At 56.6% G+C, this 17523-nt stretch carries 19 protein-coding genes; 3 read left to right on the top strand and 16 right to left on the bottom strand.

Going from position 1 to position 17523, the window contains the following annotated elements; all coding sequences use genetic code 11:
- The first annotated feature begins 129 nt into the window (after positions 1–129).
- Positions 130–978 carry a 3-mercaptopyruvate sulfurtransferase gene (gene sseA / locus WFK85_RS19020; RefSeq protein WP_166990467.1) on the top strand — a complete coding sequence of 283 codons (849 nt, stop codon included), beginning with the start codon at positions 130–132 and terminating at the stop codon, positions 976–978.
- 50 nt (positions 979–1028) lie between these two features.
- Here sseA and sseB read toward each other — a convergent pair whose 3' ends face one another.
- The 11 genes from sseB to trmJ all read right to left on the bottom strand — a co-directional run bounded on the left by sseB (position 1029) and on the right by trmJ (position 9918).
- A complete protein-coding gene (gene sseB / locus WFK85_RS19015; RefSeq protein ID WP_336709011.1) occupies positions 1029–1805 on the bottom strand; it encodes an enhanced serine sensitivity protein SseB in 777 nt (258 codons plus the stop codon).
- A gap of 211 nt (positions 1806–2016) precedes the next feature.
- Positions 2017–3303: an aminopeptidase PepB gene (gene pepB / locus WFK85_RS19010; RefSeq protein ID WP_008459420.1), complete on the bottom strand. Its 1287-nt coding sequence runs from the start codon at positions 3301–3303 to the stop codon at positions 2017–2019.
- A 66-nt stretch (positions 3304–3369) separates the two neighbouring features.
- Complete coding sequence (gene iscX / locus WFK85_RS19005; protein WP_016537752.1) at positions 3370–3570, bottom strand: Fe-S cluster assembly protein IscX; 201 nt, start codon at positions 3568–3570, stop codon at positions 3370–3372.
- Positions 3571–3581: 11 nt separating this feature from the next.
- Positions 3582–3917, bottom strand: coding sequence for an ISC system 2Fe-2S type ferredoxin (gene fdx, locus WFK85_RS19000; protein ID WP_008459424.1), 336 nt, complete (start codon positions 3915–3917; stop codon positions 3582–3584).
- A 1-nt stretch (position 3918) separates the two neighbouring features.
- Positions 3919–5769: a Fe-S protein assembly chaperone HscA gene (gene hscA, locus WFK85_RS18995; RefSeq protein WP_336709010.1), complete on the bottom strand. Its 1851-nt coding sequence runs from the start codon at positions 5767–5769 to the stop codon at positions 3919–3921.
- Between the two features lie 35 nt (positions 5770–5804).
- A complete protein-coding gene (gene hscB / locus WFK85_RS18990; RefSeq protein ID WP_039296154.1) occupies positions 5805–6320 on the bottom strand; it encodes a co-chaperone HscB in 516 nt (171 codons plus the stop codon).
- Positions 6321–6404: 84 nt separating this feature from the next.
- Positions 6405–6728 (bottom strand): iron-sulfur cluster assembly protein IscA, encoded by a 324-nt coding sequence (iscA, locus tag WFK85_RS18985; RefSeq protein ID WP_008459427.1) that lies wholly within the window; start codon positions 6726–6728, stop codon positions 6405–6407.
- Between the two features lie 75 nt (positions 6729–6803).
- Positions 6804–7190: a Fe-S cluster assembly scaffold IscU gene (gene iscU / locus WFK85_RS18980; RefSeq protein WP_008459428.1), complete on the bottom strand. Its 387-nt coding sequence runs from the start codon at positions 7188–7190 to the stop codon at positions 6804–6806.
- Between the two features lie 42 nt (positions 7191–7232).
- On the bottom strand, positions 7233–8447 hold the full coding sequence (iscS, locus tag WFK85_RS18975; protein ID WP_039296161.1) for a cysteine desulfurase: 1215 nt from the start codon (positions 8445–8447) through the stop codon (positions 7233–7235).
- A gap of 115 nt (positions 8448–8562) precedes the next feature.
- Positions 8563–9051: a Fe-S cluster assembly transcriptional regulator IscR gene (gene iscR / locus WFK85_RS18970; protein ID WP_008459430.1), complete on the bottom strand. Its 489-nt coding sequence runs from the start codon at positions 9049–9051 to the stop codon at positions 8563–8565.
- A gap of 129 nt (positions 9052–9180) precedes the next feature.
- Positions 9181–9918, bottom strand: coding sequence for a tRNA (cytosine(32)/uridine(32)-2'-O)-methyltransferase TrmJ (gene trmJ, locus WFK85_RS18965; RefSeq protein WP_008459431.1), 738 nt, complete (start codon positions 9916–9918; stop codon positions 9181–9183).
- A 119-nt stretch (positions 9919–10037) separates the two neighbouring features.
- On the opposite strand from trmJ, the gene suhB reads away from it, so the two are divergent.
- Positions 10038–10844 carry an inositol-1-monophosphatase gene (suhB, locus tag WFK85_RS18960; protein WP_085938908.1) on the top strand — a complete coding sequence of 269 codons (807 nt, stop codon included), beginning with the start codon at positions 10038–10040 and terminating at the stop codon, positions 10842–10844.
- A 97-nt stretch (positions 10845–10941) separates the two neighbouring features.
- On the opposite strand, the gene WFK85_RS18955 is transcribed toward suhB, so the two are convergent.
- The gene (locus WFK85_RS18955; protein WP_336709009.1) at positions 10942–11922 is read right to left on the bottom strand and encodes a nickel/cobalt transporter; all 981 of its coding nucleotides are present in this window, start codon (positions 11920–11922) and stop codon (positions 10942–10944) included.
- Positions 11913–12560 (bottom strand): DUF1007 family protein, encoded by a 648-nt coding sequence (locus tag WFK85_RS18950; protein WP_336709008.1) that lies wholly within the window; start codon positions 12558–12560, stop codon positions 11913–11915. The genes WFK85_RS18955 and WFK85_RS18950 overlap by 10 nt, the downstream gene beginning before the upstream one ends.
- A 124-nt stretch (positions 12561–12684) precedes the next feature.
- On the opposite strand from WFK85_RS18950, the gene csiE reads away from it, so the two are divergent.
- A complete protein-coding gene (csiE, locus tag WFK85_RS18945; protein WP_008459437.1) occupies positions 12685–13965 on the top strand; it encodes a stationary phase inducible protein CsiE in 1281 nt (426 codons plus the stop codon).
- Here csiE and WFK85_RS18940 read toward each other — a convergent pair.
- From WFK85_RS18940 to WFK85_RS18930, 3 genes are all read right to left on the bottom strand, one after another.
- Complete coding sequence (locus WFK85_RS18940; RefSeq protein WP_336709007.1) at positions 13962–15116, bottom strand: 3-phenylpropionate MFS transporter; 1155 nt, start codon at positions 15114–15116, stop codon at positions 13962–13964. The genes csiE and WFK85_RS18940 overlap by 4 nt on opposite strands.
- Before the next feature lie 103 nt (positions 15117–15219).
- Positions 15220–16041 (bottom strand): aldose 1-epimerase, encoded by an 822-nt coding sequence (locus tag WFK85_RS18935; protein ID WP_336709006.1) that lies wholly within the window; start codon positions 16039–16041, stop codon positions 15220–15222.
- Positions 16041–17480: a sugar porter family MFS transporter gene (locus WFK85_RS18930; RefSeq protein WP_336709005.1), complete on the bottom strand. Its 1440-nt coding sequence runs from the start codon at positions 17478–17480 to the stop codon at positions 16041–16043. Before WFK85_RS18930 ends, WFK85_RS18935 begins: the two co-directional genes overlap by 1 nt.
- Positions 17481–17523: the final 43 nt, after the last annotated feature.

The raw sequence follows: 17523 nt of genomic DNA, 5'->3' as shown, positions 1-17523 counted from the left end.
GGCGGCAGTAAATTTGCGGGTGTATTCATTAAGTTTTACGAAGTATCTCGCGGTGTCGGGCAAGGCCGCTTGCCGGGTTATAGAAAAACACCGACAATCCATTTTTCTTTGATGAACCGGAGGCTCATTGTGTCCACCTCTTTCTTCGTCGCGAGCGACTGGCTCGCAGAACATATTAACGATGACGATATCCAGATTTTAGATGCCCGTATGGCTCCAGCAGGCCAGGAAGCACTTCGCGATATGCCTGCGGAGTACCGTGCCGGGCATCTGCCAGGTGCGGCCTATTTCGACATTGAAGCACTCTCCGATCACACAAGCCCTCTTCCTCATATGATGCCACGTGCAGAAGCGTTTGCCGTTGCTATGCGCGAGCTTGGCGTTAGCAGTGACAAGCATTTGGTGGTTTACGACGAAGGTAACCTGTTCTCCGCGCCTCGTGCCTGGTGGATGCTGCGCACCTTCGGCGTCGAGAGAGTGTCCATTCTGGCCGGTGGGCTGGCGGAGTGGCAGCGTGAAGCATTGCCGCTGGAACAAGGGGACGTGGATCTACCGGAAGGTGAGTTCGACGTTAACTTCGACCCACTGGTTATCAAACGCCTGACGGACGTGCTGCTGGTCAGTCACGAAGGCACTGCACAGATTGTGGATGCCCGCCCTGCTCCGCGTTTCAACGCGCTGGCCGATGAGCCACGCCCGGGCCTGAAACGCGGCCATATTCCAGGGGCGCTTAACGTGCCGTGGGTGGACCTGGTAGAAAACGGTCAACTGAAGACTACGGACAAACTGAGCGAGATCTTCGAACGCCAGGGCGTGAGCTTTGAGCGGCCAATTATTGCCAGCTGTGGTTCAGGCGTTACCGCCGCCGTTGTGGTGCTGGCGCTGACCACGCTGGGCGTGAACGGCGTGTCGCTTTACGATGGTTCGTGGAGTGAATGGGGTGCTCGCCCAGACCTGCCCGTTGAGCCTGCACAATAAATACAAAAAGGGAGGCACTGCGCCTCCCTTAGAATATGTATAACCGGCCGTTAAATAATGCGGTTTTGCTTGAAGTCGCGCAGGAAGCTGCCCCAGCGGCGTTCATAGAACGGCGTGATGTGGGCAATCATAAAGTGGCTGATACCCTTCTCGCCTTCAACAACCTGGCAGATATCAACCGGCTCATCGCCCGGCAACGTATCGGTGGCTACGCTTCCGGCCTGACGAATAATCGCCTCGATGTCGCCGTCGGCCTCAATGCCAATCAGCAGGTTTGGCTCTTCGTCCGCCTGTTCTTTGATAGAGCAGATAAACGCACGTTTGACCGTTTTCAGGTTTTTAAACAACGTGGTCAGAGAGTCAACCATCTGCGCTGGCGGTTCAGCAACTTCGGAAAGCAGCAATGAAGTACCGCCCTCCAGCACTTCCTGCTGGCTCAGTGGATCGCTTTCCGCGCTGACCAGATGGCTGATTTCATTTGGCGTAAATTCTTTGCCTGTCGGCAGTTTGGCGTTGAGGAACAGCGCTTCACCCAGCGTCATTTCAAATAAAGTGCGCACGGGCATTACCACAAACGCCTGCTCGTGACTGACCGCTTCCTGCAAAGCTTCCAGGGAGGTGAAGAAAGGGATCACCGAAGTGCCGTCTTCTTTTTCCCAGTGCTGCAGTTCAACCGCGCTATCGGCGTCAATCGCTTCACCTTCTGCCGCATTGCCCGGCACCCAAACGGTGGATTCCAGCAGGGTGCGGAAAAATGCCGGGCGATGCGCCGGCTCGGTTGCCGCCTGCTCAAGCAGGGTTTCTAATTCGTTCTTTATTTCTGACATTGTGATTCCGGGATAAAGCTTAAGGGGTTTACCCTCACCCTAACCCTCTCCCTGGAAGGGAGAGGGAACAGTTCAGAGTCTCTCTTCCTGAAAGGGAGAGGAGAACCACTCAAAGTGTCTCCCCTTCCAGAGAGAGACTGTCGGTGTTAACTCCCCCCGAACTTTTTTCTCCCTCTCCCCTATGGGGAGAGGGCCGGGGTGAGGGGCAATATTACTTCGCTAACAGCAGATTGGCGATCGCACGCACGCCGAGACCGGTCGCACCAGCAGACCACTGCTCAACGGCACCTTTACGGTAAGTCGCAGAACAGTCAACGTGCAGCCAGCCTTCGTGGTAGTTTTCCACAAAGTGAGACAGGAAACCTGCCGCCGTGCTCGCTCCCGCAGGGTAAGAGGCGTTCGCGGTATTGTTCAGTTCGGCGAAGTTAGACGGCAGCTGGCTGCGGTGGAATTCAGCCAGCGGCAGGCGCCAGAACGGCTCGTTTTCTTCCGCCGCGCTTGCCAGCAGGCGGGCAGCCAGCTTGTCATCAAAGCTGAACAGCGCATGGTAGTCGTTACCCAGGGCCGTTTTTGCTGCCCCGGTCAGGGTCGCGCAGTCGATGATCAGCTCTGGTTTCTGTGCTGCAGCGTCAATCAGGCCATCAGCCAGCACCAGTCGCCCTTCGGCATCGGTGTTCATCACTTCAACGGTTTTGCCGTTGCGGTAGGTGATGATGTCACCCAGCTTCATGGCGTTGCCGCTGATCATGTTATCCGCACAGCAAAGGAACAGCTTAACGCGCTTGTTCAGGCCACGAGTGATGGCCAGAGCCAGTGCGCCAGTGATAGTCGCGGCGCCACCCATATCGGATTTCATGGAATCCATAAACGCGGTCTGCTTGATGCTGTAGCCGCCGGAGTCAAAGGTAATGCCCTTCCCGACCAGGCTTGCATAAACCGGTGCATCCGGGTTGCCGGTTGGGTTGTAGTCCAGCGCCAGCAGCACAGGGGCGCGGTCTGAGCCACGGCCAACAGTGTGGATACCGGCATAGTTCTGCTCACGCAGGTCTTCACCCTTGGTGATGCGGTAAGAAACGTGGTCGCAGGCAACATCGCACAGCAGATCTACCGCGCGGGAAGCAAGCTGCTCAGGGCCAAGCTCTTCGGCCGGGGTGTTGATGGTATGGCGAACCCAGTCGATCACTTTCAGGCGGTTATCCAGCTCTTTCTGCTCGGTTTCGCTCAGCACCGCCCAGTCAATTTTGCGGGTGCCTTTTGGGGCACGATAGCCCTGCCAGAAAGCCCAGCTTTTCTCAACGTCCCAGCCTTCACCAGCCAGCTGGACGTGCTTCAGCCCCTGGCCGTCAATTTTGCGCGCCGCGCGCTGGATCAGACCGAGATCGTCTTTGCCGGTCAGGTGTAGGGTAATGCCGTCATTGTTAATGCTATACGTCGCCTTTTCGCCCCAGCGTGCGTCCGCTGGCTGCGTGGAAAGGGTGATTTTCATGGCTTCAGTCATTTTCCAATCCTTCATTATTCAGCACAGGCAAAATGCAAAAACGGGCCGCCCAAGGCAGCCCGTGTATCATTCAGCTTCATCTAACCAGACAAGTAAAATCGCTTCCAGTACTTTCTCGTTAGAAGCGTTCGGATCGTCATCAAACTCTTCCAGCTCGCAGATCCACTGGTGCATATCGGTGAAACGCACCGTCTTAGGATCGAGATCCGGGCGGCTGTCGTACAGCGCCTCGCCGATTTCGCGGCTGTCGGTCCACTTCAGTCCCATGTCGGCTCCCGTTAGTGTTCGCGTGCGTGGTTAATGGTGTAACGCGGCATCTCAACCACCAGGTCTTCGTCGCTGACGCGAGCCTGGCAGCTCAGGCGGCTTTCCGGCTCCAGACCCCATGCTTTATCCAGCATGTCGTCTTCGTCTTCGGTGCTTTCCGCGAGGGAATCAAAACCTTCACGCACTACGCAGTGGCAGGTGGTGCAGGCGCAGGACTTCTCACAGGCGTGTTCAATCTCAATGCCGTTGCGCAGCGCAACGTCGAGAATGGTTTCACCTTGCTTCGCTTCCAGAACTGCGCCATCCGGACACAGGTCCTGATGAGGCAGAAAAACAATCTTTGGCATATTAAACCTCGTCCACAGAATGGCCGGTCAGCGCTTTACGGATCGATTGATCCATACGACGAGCGGCGAATTCCTGGGTTTGCTTGTCTACGTTTTTGATTTCATTTTGAATAGCGTCGGCATCTTCGCCTGCGGCAGCAGCGCTTAACGCGGCCATCGCGGCATCAATCTCGGCACGCTCTGCGGCGCTTAGCAGCGCGGCATCCGCCGTCAACGCGCTGGTCAAACTTTCCAGCACGCGGGCAGCTTCGACTTTTTGCTCGGCCAGCATGCGTGCCTGCACGTCATGCTCGGCGTAACTCATGGAATCCTGAATCATACTGGCAATTTCACCATCGCTCAGGCCATAAGAAGGTTTCACCTGGATTGAAGATTCAACGCCGGTGGATTTTTCCATCGCCGTCACGCTCAGCAGGCCATCGGCATCGACCTGGAAGGTGACGCGAATGTGGGCTCCGCCCGCGGACATTGCCGGGATGCCGCGCAGCGTAAAACGCGCCAGAGAACGACAGTCCTGAACGAGTTCACGCTCGCCCTGCAGCACGTGGATAGCCATCGCTGTCTGGCCGTCTTTGAAGGTGGTGAATTCCTGCGCGCGGGCCACCGGGATGGTGGTGTTACGCGGGATAACCTTCTCGACCAGGCCGCCCATCGTTTCCAGGCCAAGGGACAACGGAATCACATCCAGCAGCAGCATTTCACTGTCCGGCTTGTTGCCCACCAGAATATCGGCCTGAATGGCCGCGCCGATGGCAACAACTTTATCCGGGTCGATAGAGGTTAACGGCATGCGGCCAAAGAACTCGCCTACGCGCTCACGCACCAACGGTACGCGGGTTGAGCCGCCGACCATCACCACTTCCAGTACATCTTCTGCTTCCACGCCCGCGTCTTTCAACGCGCGACGGCAGGACAGCAACGTCCGTTTAACCAGAGAAGAGATAAGCTCGTTGAACTGCTCGCGGGTGACCTCGCCCTGCCAGCCAGCCACTTCTACACTAGCGGTGGCGGCATCGCTAAGCGCGATTTTGGCGGCGATGGCGGCGTCCAGAAGCTGGCGCTGCACGCGGTCGTCGCTACGGTCGGCAATCCCGGCCTGCTCACGCAGCCAGTCGGCCAGAAGATGGTCGAAGTCATCGCCGCCCAGCGCGGAATCACCGCCAGTAGCCAGCACTTCAAAAACACCGCGGCTCAGGCGCAGGATGGAAATGTCAAACGTCCCACCGCCCAGATCGTAAACGGCAATAACGCCTTCTTTACCGGAATCCAGGCCGTAGGCTATCGCCGCGGCGGTAGGTTCGTTCAGCAAACGAAGAACGTGCAGCCCGGCAAGGCGAGCAGCGTCTTTGGTGCCCTGGCGCTGCGCATCGTCAAAATAGGCTGGCACCGTGATCACCACGCCATCCAGTTCCCCTTCCAGGGTTTCACTGGCTCGCGCGGAGAGCGATTTCAGAATGTCGGCAGAGATGCGTACCGGGTTCAGCAGGCCAGCAGGCGTTTCAATCATCGGCAGGCCGTTTTCACTGGCCTGCAGGCGATACGGAAGATGAGGATAACGCGTCTGGATGTCCGCCAGAGAGCGGCCCATCATACGTTTTACCGAGCTAATGGTATTCGCGGGATCCTGCGCGGCAAGCGCGCGAGCGTCAAAACCAACGATATGCTCTTGCTGCTGATAATGCACCACGGAAGGCAGCAGGTGGCGGCCTTCATGGTCGGCAAGGGTTTCGGCCTGGCCGCTGCGAACGGTAGCCACCAGCGAGTTGGTGGTGCCAAGGTCGATGCCCGCAGCCAGCCTGCGCTGGTGCGGCGCTGCCATCATGCCAGGCTCACTAATTTGTAATAAGGCCATGTATCGCTTCCAAAAATCGGGCCTGAGTTCAGGCGTTAAAAGTCGAGCAGCTTTTCTTCTAGTTGTTCAATTTGGCTCTGCAATTTATCGAGGAAACGCAGCTTGCGCACAGTGTCCGCCGCCTGTTCCCACTGCTGGTCATCCAGCTGCTGCACCATCTGCGCGCTGCGGTTTTTCACCATTGTTTTTACGCGCGAGGCAAAGCTTTCAAGCTTGTCGCTGTCTTTCGCCTGCTCGATATCGTCCAGCTCTTCACGCAGCTCCAGCTGTTCCATCAGGAACGCGGTGTCGCGCACGGTGTGCTGTTCATTCGCGAGGTCGAAACCATTCAGGGACAGGATGTATTCGGCGCGGGCAAGCGGGTGACGCAGCGTCTGCCAGGCCTGGTTGATAGTGGCGGACTGGCTCACGGCCAGAAGCTGTTCTGCCTGAGGGCGGCTGGCGTATTTGTCCGGGTGGAACTGACGCTGCAGCTCCTGGTAACGGCTGGCCAGTTGCTCGGTGTTCAGGGTGTAGCCTGGCGTCAGCCCAAACAGGGTAAAATAATCCATAACAGACTCGGGTTCAGGTCAGGTAAGTGCTGTGTGGTAAAGCAAAATCCCCACGGGCCAGAGCCAGTGGGGAATTGCGCGGGATCAGACGTGGAAGCTTTCGCCGCAGCCACACTCATCCTTCACGTTTGGGTTAGTGAACTTAAACCCTTCGTTAAGGCCTTCTTTGACGAAGTCGAGCTCGGTCCCGTTTAAGAATTGCAGGCTTTTACCATCGACAACCACCTTCACGCCTTTGTCCTCGAACACGGTGTCATCCGCCATCGGTGCATCAACAAATTCGAGAACATAAGCCATCCCAGAGCAGCCTGATGTGCGCACACCCAGACGCAAACCAAACCCTTTACCGCGGTTGGTCAGGAAGGCACTTACACGGGCAGCGGCGCTGTCGCTAAGGGTAATCGACATACAACAACCTCAATAAAAATTTTAACTCGTCATACTTCGAGCCGCTGCCGGGCAGCAAGCTCGAATGCGTTAGAGTTATTTTGTTTCACGTTTGCTTTTGTAATCCGCGATAGCCGCTTTGATAGCGTCTTCAGCCAGGATTGAGCAGTGAATTTTCACCGGCGGCAGTTCGAGTTCGTCTGCGATGTCGGTGTTTTTGATCGCCTGCGCTTCGTCCAGGGACTTGCCCTTCACCCACTCGGTCACCAGCGAGCTGGACGCAATCGCCGAACCGCAGCCGTAGGTTTTGAAACGCGCGTCTTCAATGATACCGTCATTGTTGACTTTAATCTGCAACTTCATCACGTCGCCACAGGCCGGTGCACCCACCATGCCAGAACCTACGCTGTCGTCGCTGTTGTCAAAAGAGCCAACGTTGCGTGGGTTTTCGTAGTGATCAATTACTTTTTCGCTGTAAGCCATTTTTACTTCTCCAGAATCTGAAATCGACGTCCTGACGAACGATCAGTGATGAGCCCATTCGATGGAATTAAGATCCACGCCCTGTTTGAACATTTCCCACAGCGGAGAAAGGTCGCGCAGACGGCCAATGGATTTACGTACCAGCTCGATGGTGTAATCGATCTCTTCTTCAGTGGTGAAACGACCCAGAGAGAAACGGATAGAGCTGTGTGCCAGTTCATCGCTCATCCCCAGCGCACGCAGCACGTAGGATGGCTCGAGGCTAGCGGAAGTACAGGCTGAGCCCGAAGAGACCGCGAGGTCTTTCAGCGCCATGATCAGCGACTCGCCTTCAACGTAGTTAAAGCTGACGTTGAGGATGTTTGGCGCGCCATGCTCCAGATCACCGTTCAGGTAAACTTCTTCCATATCTTTCACGCCGTTCCACAGACGGTTACGCAGCGTGCGCAGACGGGCCATTTCGGTCTCCATCTCTTCTTTTGCGATACGGTAAGCTTCACCCATGCCGACGATCTGATGCACAGGCAGCGTACCGGAACGCATGCCGCGCTCGTGACCCCCGCCGTGAACCTGCGCTTCGATACGGATACGCGGTTTGCGACGCACGTACAGCGCACCGATCCCTTTCGGCCCGTAAATTTTGTGGCCGGAGAAGGACATCAGGTCAACTTTCAGCTGGCTCAGATCGATAGGCAGTTTGCCCACGCTCTGGGTAGCATCAACGTGGAAGATAATGCCACGGGAACGGCACATTTCGCCGATAGCCGCGATATCCTGCACCACGCCGATTTCGTTGTTAACGTGCATGATGGACACCAGAATAGTGTCTTCACGCATAGCGGCTTCCAGCTGCTTCAGGTCAACGATACCGTTGCTCTGCGGCGCCAGATAAGTCACTTCAAACCCTTCACGCTCAAGCTGGCGACAGGTGTCCAGCACGGCTTTGTGTTCGGTTTTGGCGGTGATGATGTGCTTGCCTTTCTTCTGATAGAAGTTAGCCGCACCTTTGATAGCCAGGTTGTCTGACTCGGTTGCGCCGGAGGTGAAGACGATTTCACGCGGGTCTGCGCCAACCAGTTCAGCGATTTGGTTACGGGCAATATCAACGGCTTCTTCAGCCTGCCAGCCAAAACGGTGGGAACGAGAGGCCGGGTTACCGAAGGTGCCGTCCATCGTTAAAAACTGCATCATCTTCTCAGCAACACGCGGGTCTACCGGCGTGGTTGCGGAGTAGTCGAGGTAAATCGGTAATTTCATTGCTCTTAAGCTCCGTACATCACTTCAATGCGAAGAATCAGGCTTAAAATATGTTGCCGTTATAGACAGGGAGCACCGCTCCCTCAACCTGATTCTAAAATTCTTGTTCTTCTGCTTATGCGCGCAGTTTGACGTCAATAGCGTCTTGAGAACGGGTGCTGCGATGATTTTCACTATGTTGACGATCGGACACGTCCAGCACTTCCTGGTTGTTAACCAGTTCACCCAGGGTGATGTTATTCAGGAAGCCGGTCAGGCGATCGCTCAGGTCGCGCCACAGCGCGTGAGTCAGGCACTTATCGCCGCCCTGGCAGCCGCCTTTACCCTGGCAACGGGTGGCGTCTACGGACTCATCAACGGCGCTGATCACTTCACCTACGGCGATGCTGCTCGCATCTTTACCTAACAGATAACCACCGCCAGGACCGCGCACGCTGGCCACCAGGCCATTTTTACGCAGGCGGGAGAACAGCTGCTCCAGGTAGGAGAGTGAAATACCCTGACGTTCAGAAATATCAGCCAACGGAACCGGGCCCGATTCAGAGTTCAGCGCAACGTCAAGCATCGCGGTTACGGCGTAGCGCCCTTTTGATGTCAGTCTCATGTCTTACTTAACCTCAAATAGCCCCTCGAGCCGGGGGTTTTTAAAAGTGTGATTGTCACATAGCAGGACGCAAGTCTGACATTCCTGAGTAAAATGGTCAACTATTTAACCTACCATTTTACTCAAGTATTATTGGCCCGATTTTTTTGGATTTTCCAGCGACGCCAGCATGCCGCGCAGGATGTTTAATTCCTGACTTTCCGGGCGTGCACGGGTAAACAGACGGCGCAGTCGGCTCATCACCTGGCCCGGATGGGTTGGGCGAATGAAACCGCTTTCCTGCAGCGCTTTTTCGAGATGCACATAGAAACGCTCTAAGTCATCCACCAGCGGATAAGGGGCGTCTTCCTCTTCTTTAGCCGCTTCCGGCTGCTCTTGCGTGGCGAGCCAGGCAATGCGCACTTCATAGGCGAGGATCTGAACCGCCATCGCGAGGTTAAGGGAGCTGTATTCCGGGTTCGCCTGAATGGCAACGTGATAATGGCATTTTTGCAGCTCTTCGTTGGTCAGGCCCACGCGTTCGCGGCCAAAGACGATTGCCACCGGCGCATGCTGCGCTTCGCTGATGCTTTTTAAACCGCATTCGCGCGGGTCCAGCATCGGCCACGGCAGAGTGCGGGAACGCGCGCTGGTGCCGACCACCAGGCTGCATCCTGCCAGCGCTTCATCAAGCGTATCGACGATCTGAGCATCGCCAATAACATCACTGGCGCCAGCAGCCAGGGCGATGGCCTGGGAGTCCGGTTTGACCAGCGGATTGACCAGCCACAGGTTAGTTAAGCCCATGGTTTTCATAGCACGAGCCACGGAGCCCATGTTGCCGGTATGCGAGGTTTCGACCAGCACGATTCGTACGTTTTGCAGCATTGTCATTCATAGCCTGGGAAGAATATCGCAATATCTTATCATAACCCTGGGACATATTCCGAACGCTCTGCTATACTCCGCCGCGATTTCCGTTCTTTAACATCCAGCGAGAGAGACCGATGCAACATCCAATGTTGACCATCGCCGTGCGTGCTGCGCGCAAGGCGGGTAATGTAATTGCCAAACACTACGAAACACCAGACTCCGTAGAAAGCAGTCAGAAAGGCAGCAATGACTTTGTGACTAACGTCGATAAAGCTGCAGAAGCGATTATTATCGACACAATCCGCAAATCTTACCCGCAGCACACCATCATCACCGAAGAAAGCGGTGAACATGCAGGCGAAGATCAGGACGTGCAATGGGTTATCGATCCGCTGGATGGCACCACCAACTTCATCAAACGTCTGCCACATTTCTCCGTTTCTATCGCTGTTCGTATCAAAGGCCGCACTGAAGTTGCCGTTGTTTACGATCCAATGCGTAACGAACTGTTCACCGCGACCCGTGGCCAGGGCGCCCAGCTTAACGGCTACCGCCTGCGCGGCAGCAACGCACGCGACCTGGACGGCACCGTTCTGGCGACCGGCTTCCCGTTCAAAGTGAAGCAGCACGCGACTCCTTACATCAACATCGTTGGCAAACTGTTCACCCAGTGTGCAGACTTCCGCCGCACCGGTTCCGCTGCGCTGGACCTGGCCTACGTTGCCGCTGGCCGCGTGGACGGTTTCTTCGAGATTGGCCTGAAGCCATGGGATTTCGCCGCAGGTGAACTGCTGGCTCGTGAATCCGGCAGCATCGTGTGTGATTTCACCGGCGGCCATAACTACCTGACGACCGGGAACATCGTCGCCGGTAACCCGCGCGTTGTGAAAGCCATGCTGGCTACCATGCGTGAAGAACTGAGCGAAGCGCTGAAGCGCTAAGCTTTTTTGCCTGATCTTCAATAAAGAAGAGGCAAAAACAAAAATCCCCTCAGCTTTACGGCGAGGGGATTTTTTATGCCCGCATTTAGCTACCCGTTCAGAAAGGCCGAATACCTCGCGCCATCGGCTGGGCGCTCAGCCACATAATCAGCGCGGCCACGACCAGGACAATTCCTCCCGCCAGCGCGAGCGTTGACCAGCCCACCTGCCGCCACAGCACCGGGGCCCGGTTCCCGCTTAAGCGAACCGCCAGCGCACGGAAGCTGTGCACCAGCAGCGCCAGACCGGAAATGGTGATCGAGGTACCTGCCGCCATCGCCAGCGCAGACAGCACGCCCCAGCTAAAGACCCCGATCACCTTGCTGAACAGCAGCACCATAATCGCGCCAGAACAGGGGCGCATGCCCATTGACAGGACAATCATCAGTCTGGCCCGCCAGTCGCTGCTCGCCGCCAGTTGTTTTTCGTCCGGGACGTGCTGATGCCCGCAGCCGCAGTTGGCGTCATGCACATGATGCGGTGTAAACGAGGTAAATTTGGGTTTGCGGCGTAACTGAACCTGTAAACGCCGCAGCGCCCGCCAGCTCAGCAAAAGGCCCAGGCACCCGACAAGCAGGTAGCTGCCCTTCTCCATCCAATAACTGCTGAGATGAAGCTGCCGGGAAGGCAAAGCGAGAACGCCCAGCACCACGACCACCAGCGCAATAGCCACCAGCCCCTGCAATAAAGAGGCGGCAAAGGTCAAACCGAGGCTGCTTTTAATTTTTGAGGGATGGGTCGCAAGCCAGGTGCTGATGACGATTTTGCCGTGCCCCGGCCCCAGCGCATGGAGCACGCCGTAGACAAAACTGAAAGAGAGCAGCGATAAGCCTGCGCGAGCGGGGTTGTCTGCCACCTGGCGCAGCAGCCCGCTTAATTCCTGATTGATTGAACGCTGCCAGACGGCCGAACTAAGCAGGATTTGCGGCCAGTAAAGCCACAAGGCATAAAGCCCGGCGGCGGCAAGCAAGATAAACAGCGCCAGCGGCCACAGATGGCCCCAACGGCGGACGGGAGAAGAAGCGGTGATTATTGACATGCCAACGTCACCTCCTGAGCAAACTGTTTCCCTAAGTCCATGTCCTCCGGCGGGGCGTCAGCTTTATCCAGCGACTGCGCGAACAGCAGCGTCTCTTCGCTGGGCTTTGGCGTGTGCACAGAAACTTTACAGCTTGAGGCCAAATCCTGTGGCAGATGCACGTCCCTATCGTGCTCATAACTCATGTCGACAAAATAAGTCGGGTCGAAGGTCGAGAAACGGTATGTCTGCCCTTTGAGCGGCTGCGGATGCGCCAGCGGCAGAACAAACGTCAGCACCGCCTGATGATTGCTACGGCTCAGGCCATATTCCGGCGGCAAATTGCCAAACTTCACCTTCTCTTTGTTATGCCAGAACTCGGTAAAGTAGTGCTGGCCCAGCACATTAGCCATCACTTCCGCCGCCAGCTTCTTCCACACCGGCGACCCCGGCTTGGCGTCGCCGGCGTCATACAACAGATCTGCTGAAGTAATGTCGTCCATCGTCCACTGCATTTTTAGCCCCGTCAGCTGCCCCTGATCAACCACAGGCGTGGTGACGATAGAGATAAAACTGTGGGGATGCGCCTGCACGCTTGTCGCCGAAAACCCTGCCAGCAGCAAGGCTACTCCTTTCAGGCTGATTCTTTTGTCGCTCATGCTTCCCTCAAGATTTAAATTCTGTGAGCCAGCCGTAATTCCGTGATGAAAAACTAAAAAGGGCAATATATTGGCCGAAACCTTTAGCTATTCTTAACTTCTGACACCACATTGGGACAGCCAGATGATGACTTTACTGACGCCGCCGCCCTCTGTGCTATCCAGTTCGCAGCGCCGCTGCCACCTGCTTCTGATGCTCTATCTCCCGGAGCAGATCGTCACGCCGGAGGTCATTGCCAGCCTTAACGGCGTGGATCAGAGGCAAACCCTGCAAGATATAGCCGACACGGGCCATGAGATCCAGAGTTATCACCGTCTCTCCCTGACGCAGCAGCAGGACGGCAGCTACCGGATTGAAGGCACAGTCCTTGACCGCCGCCTCTGTCTGCTGCACTGGCTGCGACGCTCGCTGCGCCTTTGCCCGCAGTTTGTGCAAAACCACTTTAGTCCGGCACTAAAGTCCCAGCTAAAGCATCTGGGGCTTATCAAGGCGCTGTATGACGAAACTAATTTACGTGCGCTGGTGAATCTGTGTGGTCGCCGTTTAAAAAGGCAGTACGACAGCCGGGACAGCCAGTTCCTGACGCTGTTTTTGCAGTATTGTCTGCATCAGCATCACTCCGGCAATGCGCCAGTCCTGACGCAGCAGCAGCGCGAGTGGAGCCAGATGCGGCCTGAATTTGTTGTCGCCCAGGAAATAGCCCGCCACTGGAAGCGCCGCGTCATGCAGCCCGCAGACGTTGATGAACAGCATTTCCTGGCCCTGCTGTTTCAACTGCTCAGAATTCCCGATCCGATTAATGACGAACATGAACAGGATGCCCGGTTACACAATGAAATCGCACGGATGATCGAACGTTTCCGCCGTCAGGCCGGGCTTTCTTTTAGCGATGAACAAGGGCTGAGCGATCAGCTTTATATTCACCTCGCCCAGGCGCTGAACCGCTGCCACTTTAATATCGGCATCGACCACAGCCTGCCCGAAGAGATCACGCGTCTTTATCCGAGGCTAATGCGAACCTCGCGAGAAGTGCTTGCGGATTTTGAACAGCATTATGGGATTCAGTTTTCCGATGCGGAAAGGGGCCTGGTCGCAGTGATCTTTGGTGCCTGGCTGATGCAGGAAAGTGACATTCAGGAAAAACAGGTGTTGCTACTGACGGCCGACGATCGCGAGCTGGAACAGAAAATTGAGCAGCAGCTGCGCGAGCTGACCCTGCTGCCGCTCAACATTAAATATCTGGCGGTGCAGCAGTTTCAAAGCCAGGGCGCCCCGCGTGAAGTGGTGCTGGTTATTACGCCCTACGCGACCTCGCTGCCGCTGTTTTCTCCCCCGCTCATTCACGCCACGCTGCCGCTGGGTGAACACCAGCAGCAGCGCATCAAAGCACTGTTAGAGGCTTAGCTTTCCGCAACCGGGCTGACTGCGGCGACTTTGGGCCGCAGGAACAGCGCCGGGGCCGCCACCAGCGCCATGATCCAGAACATCCCGCCCTGCAAATGCTGATAGAGGAAGCCCGAGAAAATCGTCATCACGGCGATACCGCCGCCCATCGCCACGGCGGAGTAAACGGCCTGCAGGCGGATCACCTCCCCGCCTTTGCGGGCAGAGATATAGCGCATCGCCGCCAGGTGGCAAACCGTGAAGCTGCCGCAGTGCAGGATTTGCGCCACAATCAGCCACGGCAGTTCGGTGGTGCTTGCCATCAGGCTCCAGCGAATAATGCCGGTCACGGTGGACAGCAGCAGCAAATCTCTGGCGCTCCAGCGGCGGAACAGTTTGTTGCTGAGGGCAAAGATAACGATTTCCGCCACCACGCCCAGCGACCATAAATAGCCCACAACGGAAGCGGAATAGCCTGCCCCCTGCCAGTAAATCGCGCTAAAACCGTAGTAGGCCGCATGCGCGCCCTGCAGCAGAGAAACACAGGCCAGAAAACGCCAGGCGCTGATAATCAGCCCTTTCCAGGCGGGCCAGCCAGCTGAAGCCTGATGCCGGGTTTCGCCCTGAGGCATAATGGAAGGCCGCAGCATCATGCCAATCAGCATCGACGCCGCGCCAAGGGTCAGCAGGACCAGAATAGCCTGAGAGCTGAACTCGCTCACCAGCTTGCCGGTAATGGCCGAGCCGATGACAAACGCCAGCGATCCCCAGAGCCGCACCCGGCCATAATCCAGCGGCATTTGCCGCTGCCAGGTCCCCGCCAGCGCATCGGTCAGCGGCACCAGCGGCGAGAAGAACAGGTTAAAGCCCACCATCGTCAGCAGCAGCCAGAGCGCGGCATAGCCCAACCAGAAACCAGCGGCAAAAACCAGTGTGGCAAGGGCTAACAGACGAAGGGCGAAAACAAGGCGGGAAGGATCGGTCACGCGGGGGGCTAATAATAAACTGCCGAGGAAACGGGCAATCAGCCCTGAGCCTAACAGCAATCCGATAGTTTCCGGGGGAAGCCCGACGCCTTTGAGCCAGACGCTCCAGAACGGTAAAAACACGCCATAGCTAAAGAAGTAGGTAAAGTAACTGAGCGCCAGCCAGCGCGTGGAATGCAAAACCATGATCCCTCCCGTTTTGGAGGCGATAGTGTCGGGGATAGCTGGCTGGCATGCAAGCAAACATTAACAGCGCAATAACACTCATCAAAACAATGGCTATTGCGCGTTAGCTCACCTCAATCTCCATCTCCAGATGCGTGGTCTGGCCCGTCTCCAGCATGACTAAACCCGGCATCCCCGCCTGGTTGTGCGCGTTGACCGGATGCGTTTGCGGTTCAAGACAGATAAACGGCTGGTTCCCCATGCTGAATACCATCAAACAGGCCGCCGGGCTACGCAGACAAATGCTCATCTCCGAGTGGGTAATAACCGCCCTGCCACTCCAGCCGGAATACCCCACGTTAAGCCACTTGTTCTCCGGCGTTTTTGCACGGGAAAAATCTGCCTGCGGGGTGAACGTCCCTTCCCAGGCCAAAGGCAGGTGCTGCTCGCCTTCGGGCCAGTAGCCGCTGGCGGAAAACTGCACCTGGCTGGCTGGCTCCAGCGCAAAATAAGGATGCAAACCCAGCCCGTATATCATCGGCTTCTCGCCAGTGTGCTTCAGCTCAAGTCGGGTTAACAGCCTGTTGCCTGCCAGGCGGTAAGTCAGATTTGCCAGATAGTGAAAACAGCAGGGATACTGGCTGCACAGGCTCAAGGTGACAGACTCAGCTTCGTACTGCTCAACGTGCCAAAGCTTTTGCCAACCATCCCCGTGCAGGAAAAAGTGCTCATCGACGAGGCTGTCTGGCAGCTGGATTCGCTCGCCGTGCAGATGGAAAGCGTTCCCGGCCACCCGATTAGCCAGCGGCAGCATTGGAAACAGCGCCGGGTTCGCCGGATGAAAAATCGGTTTCCCGTGCCTGAGAGATTCAAAGCTGAGAACTGAGGCCCCCTGCGGGGCAACAGTCAAACTAAGAAAATCATTTTGCAGGTGCAGAGTGTCCATTAGCGTAGCGCCTTTGCGGCCCGCGCGGGAGAAGCATTCACGCGGCCTTCAGCCAGCTGCTGCTCCAGCGCTTCGAGGCTCACGCCTTTGGTTTCCGGCACGAAGCGGCGCACGTAGATAAAGCCAGCGGCACAGATAACGCCGTACAGCAGGAAGCTGCCGGATGCGCCCAGGCCTGCATTCAGCAGAGGGAAAGTGTAAGTCAGCAGGAAGCAGGCGACCCACAGCGCTAATGTCCCCAGCGACATCGCCAGGCCGCGAACGCGGTTCGGGAAGATTTCCGCCAGCAGCACCCAGGTAACCGGCGCCAACGTCAGCGCATAGGTGGCGATGGCGGCCAGCACCAGAATCAGGACCGGCAGCCCCAGAATACCCAGGCCGTAGGCGGCACCAATCAGCGCATAGATAATTGTCAGCCCGGCGGCCCCAAACAGCATCAATTTGCGGCGGCCAATTTTGTCTACCAGCGGCAGCGCGGCGATGGTGAACACCAGGTTAATCAGGCCGGTCGCAACAATCGATTTCAACGTGCTGTTAATGTCGAACCCGGCGGAGGCAAAAATCTCCTGCGCATAGTTGAAGATAACGTTAATCCCGCACCACTGCTGGAACACCGCCAGCACCATACCAATCACGATGATCGGGCGAACCTTCGGTGTCCAAAGCGCGGACCACGACACTTTTTGTGTGTCCTTGCTTAACGTTTCCTGAATATCTTTCAGCGTTGCATCGGCATAGGCTTTACTGCCGATGCGGCTCAGCATTTGGTGAGCGCGTTCGTTTTTCCCGGCGCGCACCAGCCAGCGAGGTGACTCCGGCACAAAAAACATCAGGATCAAAAAGACCACCGCCGGGAAGGCTTCAAAGCCAAACATCCAGCGCCAGCCCACCTGCCCGTTCCAGCTGGCGCTGATTTCCTGCATCGTTGCCTGGCTGGCAACCGGCTCGGCAATCATCAGGTTAATCAGCTGCGCCGCCAGCACCCCAACCACAATGGTGAGCTGGTTGACCGCCACAAAGCGCCCACGCTGTGCCGCCGGGCTGATTTCTGCGATATACATCGGACTAAGCGCCGAAGCGAGGCCAATCCCCACCCCGCCGACAATGCGCCAGAGAACAAACATATCGAAGTGACTTGCCACTGCGGTGCCCCAGGCAGACGCGGTAAACATAATTGCGGCAAGAATAAGGGGGATTTTGCGGCCAAACTTGTCGGCACACCAGCCGGAGAGTATCGCCCCAAGAATACATCCCACCAGGGCAGAGCTCATTGCCCACCCGGAAACGGCCGGGTCGGTAATAGAAAAATAGGCTTCGTAGAACGGTTTTGCCCCGCCGATAACCACCCAGTCATAACCAAACAACAGCCCGCCACAGGCGGCCACCAGACAGATGGTCCAGACGTAACCCATGCGTAGTTGCGATTGCATACTTTCCATGGTCGATCCTCATCTTGTATTTGTAGGGTAAGGGAGCGGGCGC

This window comes from Cedecea sp. VD22, from assembly GCF_037150195.1.
Lineage (GTDB): Bacteria > Pseudomonadota > Gammaproteobacteria > Enterobacterales > Enterobacteriaceae > Cedecea.
The sequence above is the reverse complement of the archived record's forward strand: the minus strand, read 5'-3'. Positions and strand labels throughout refer to the sequence as shown.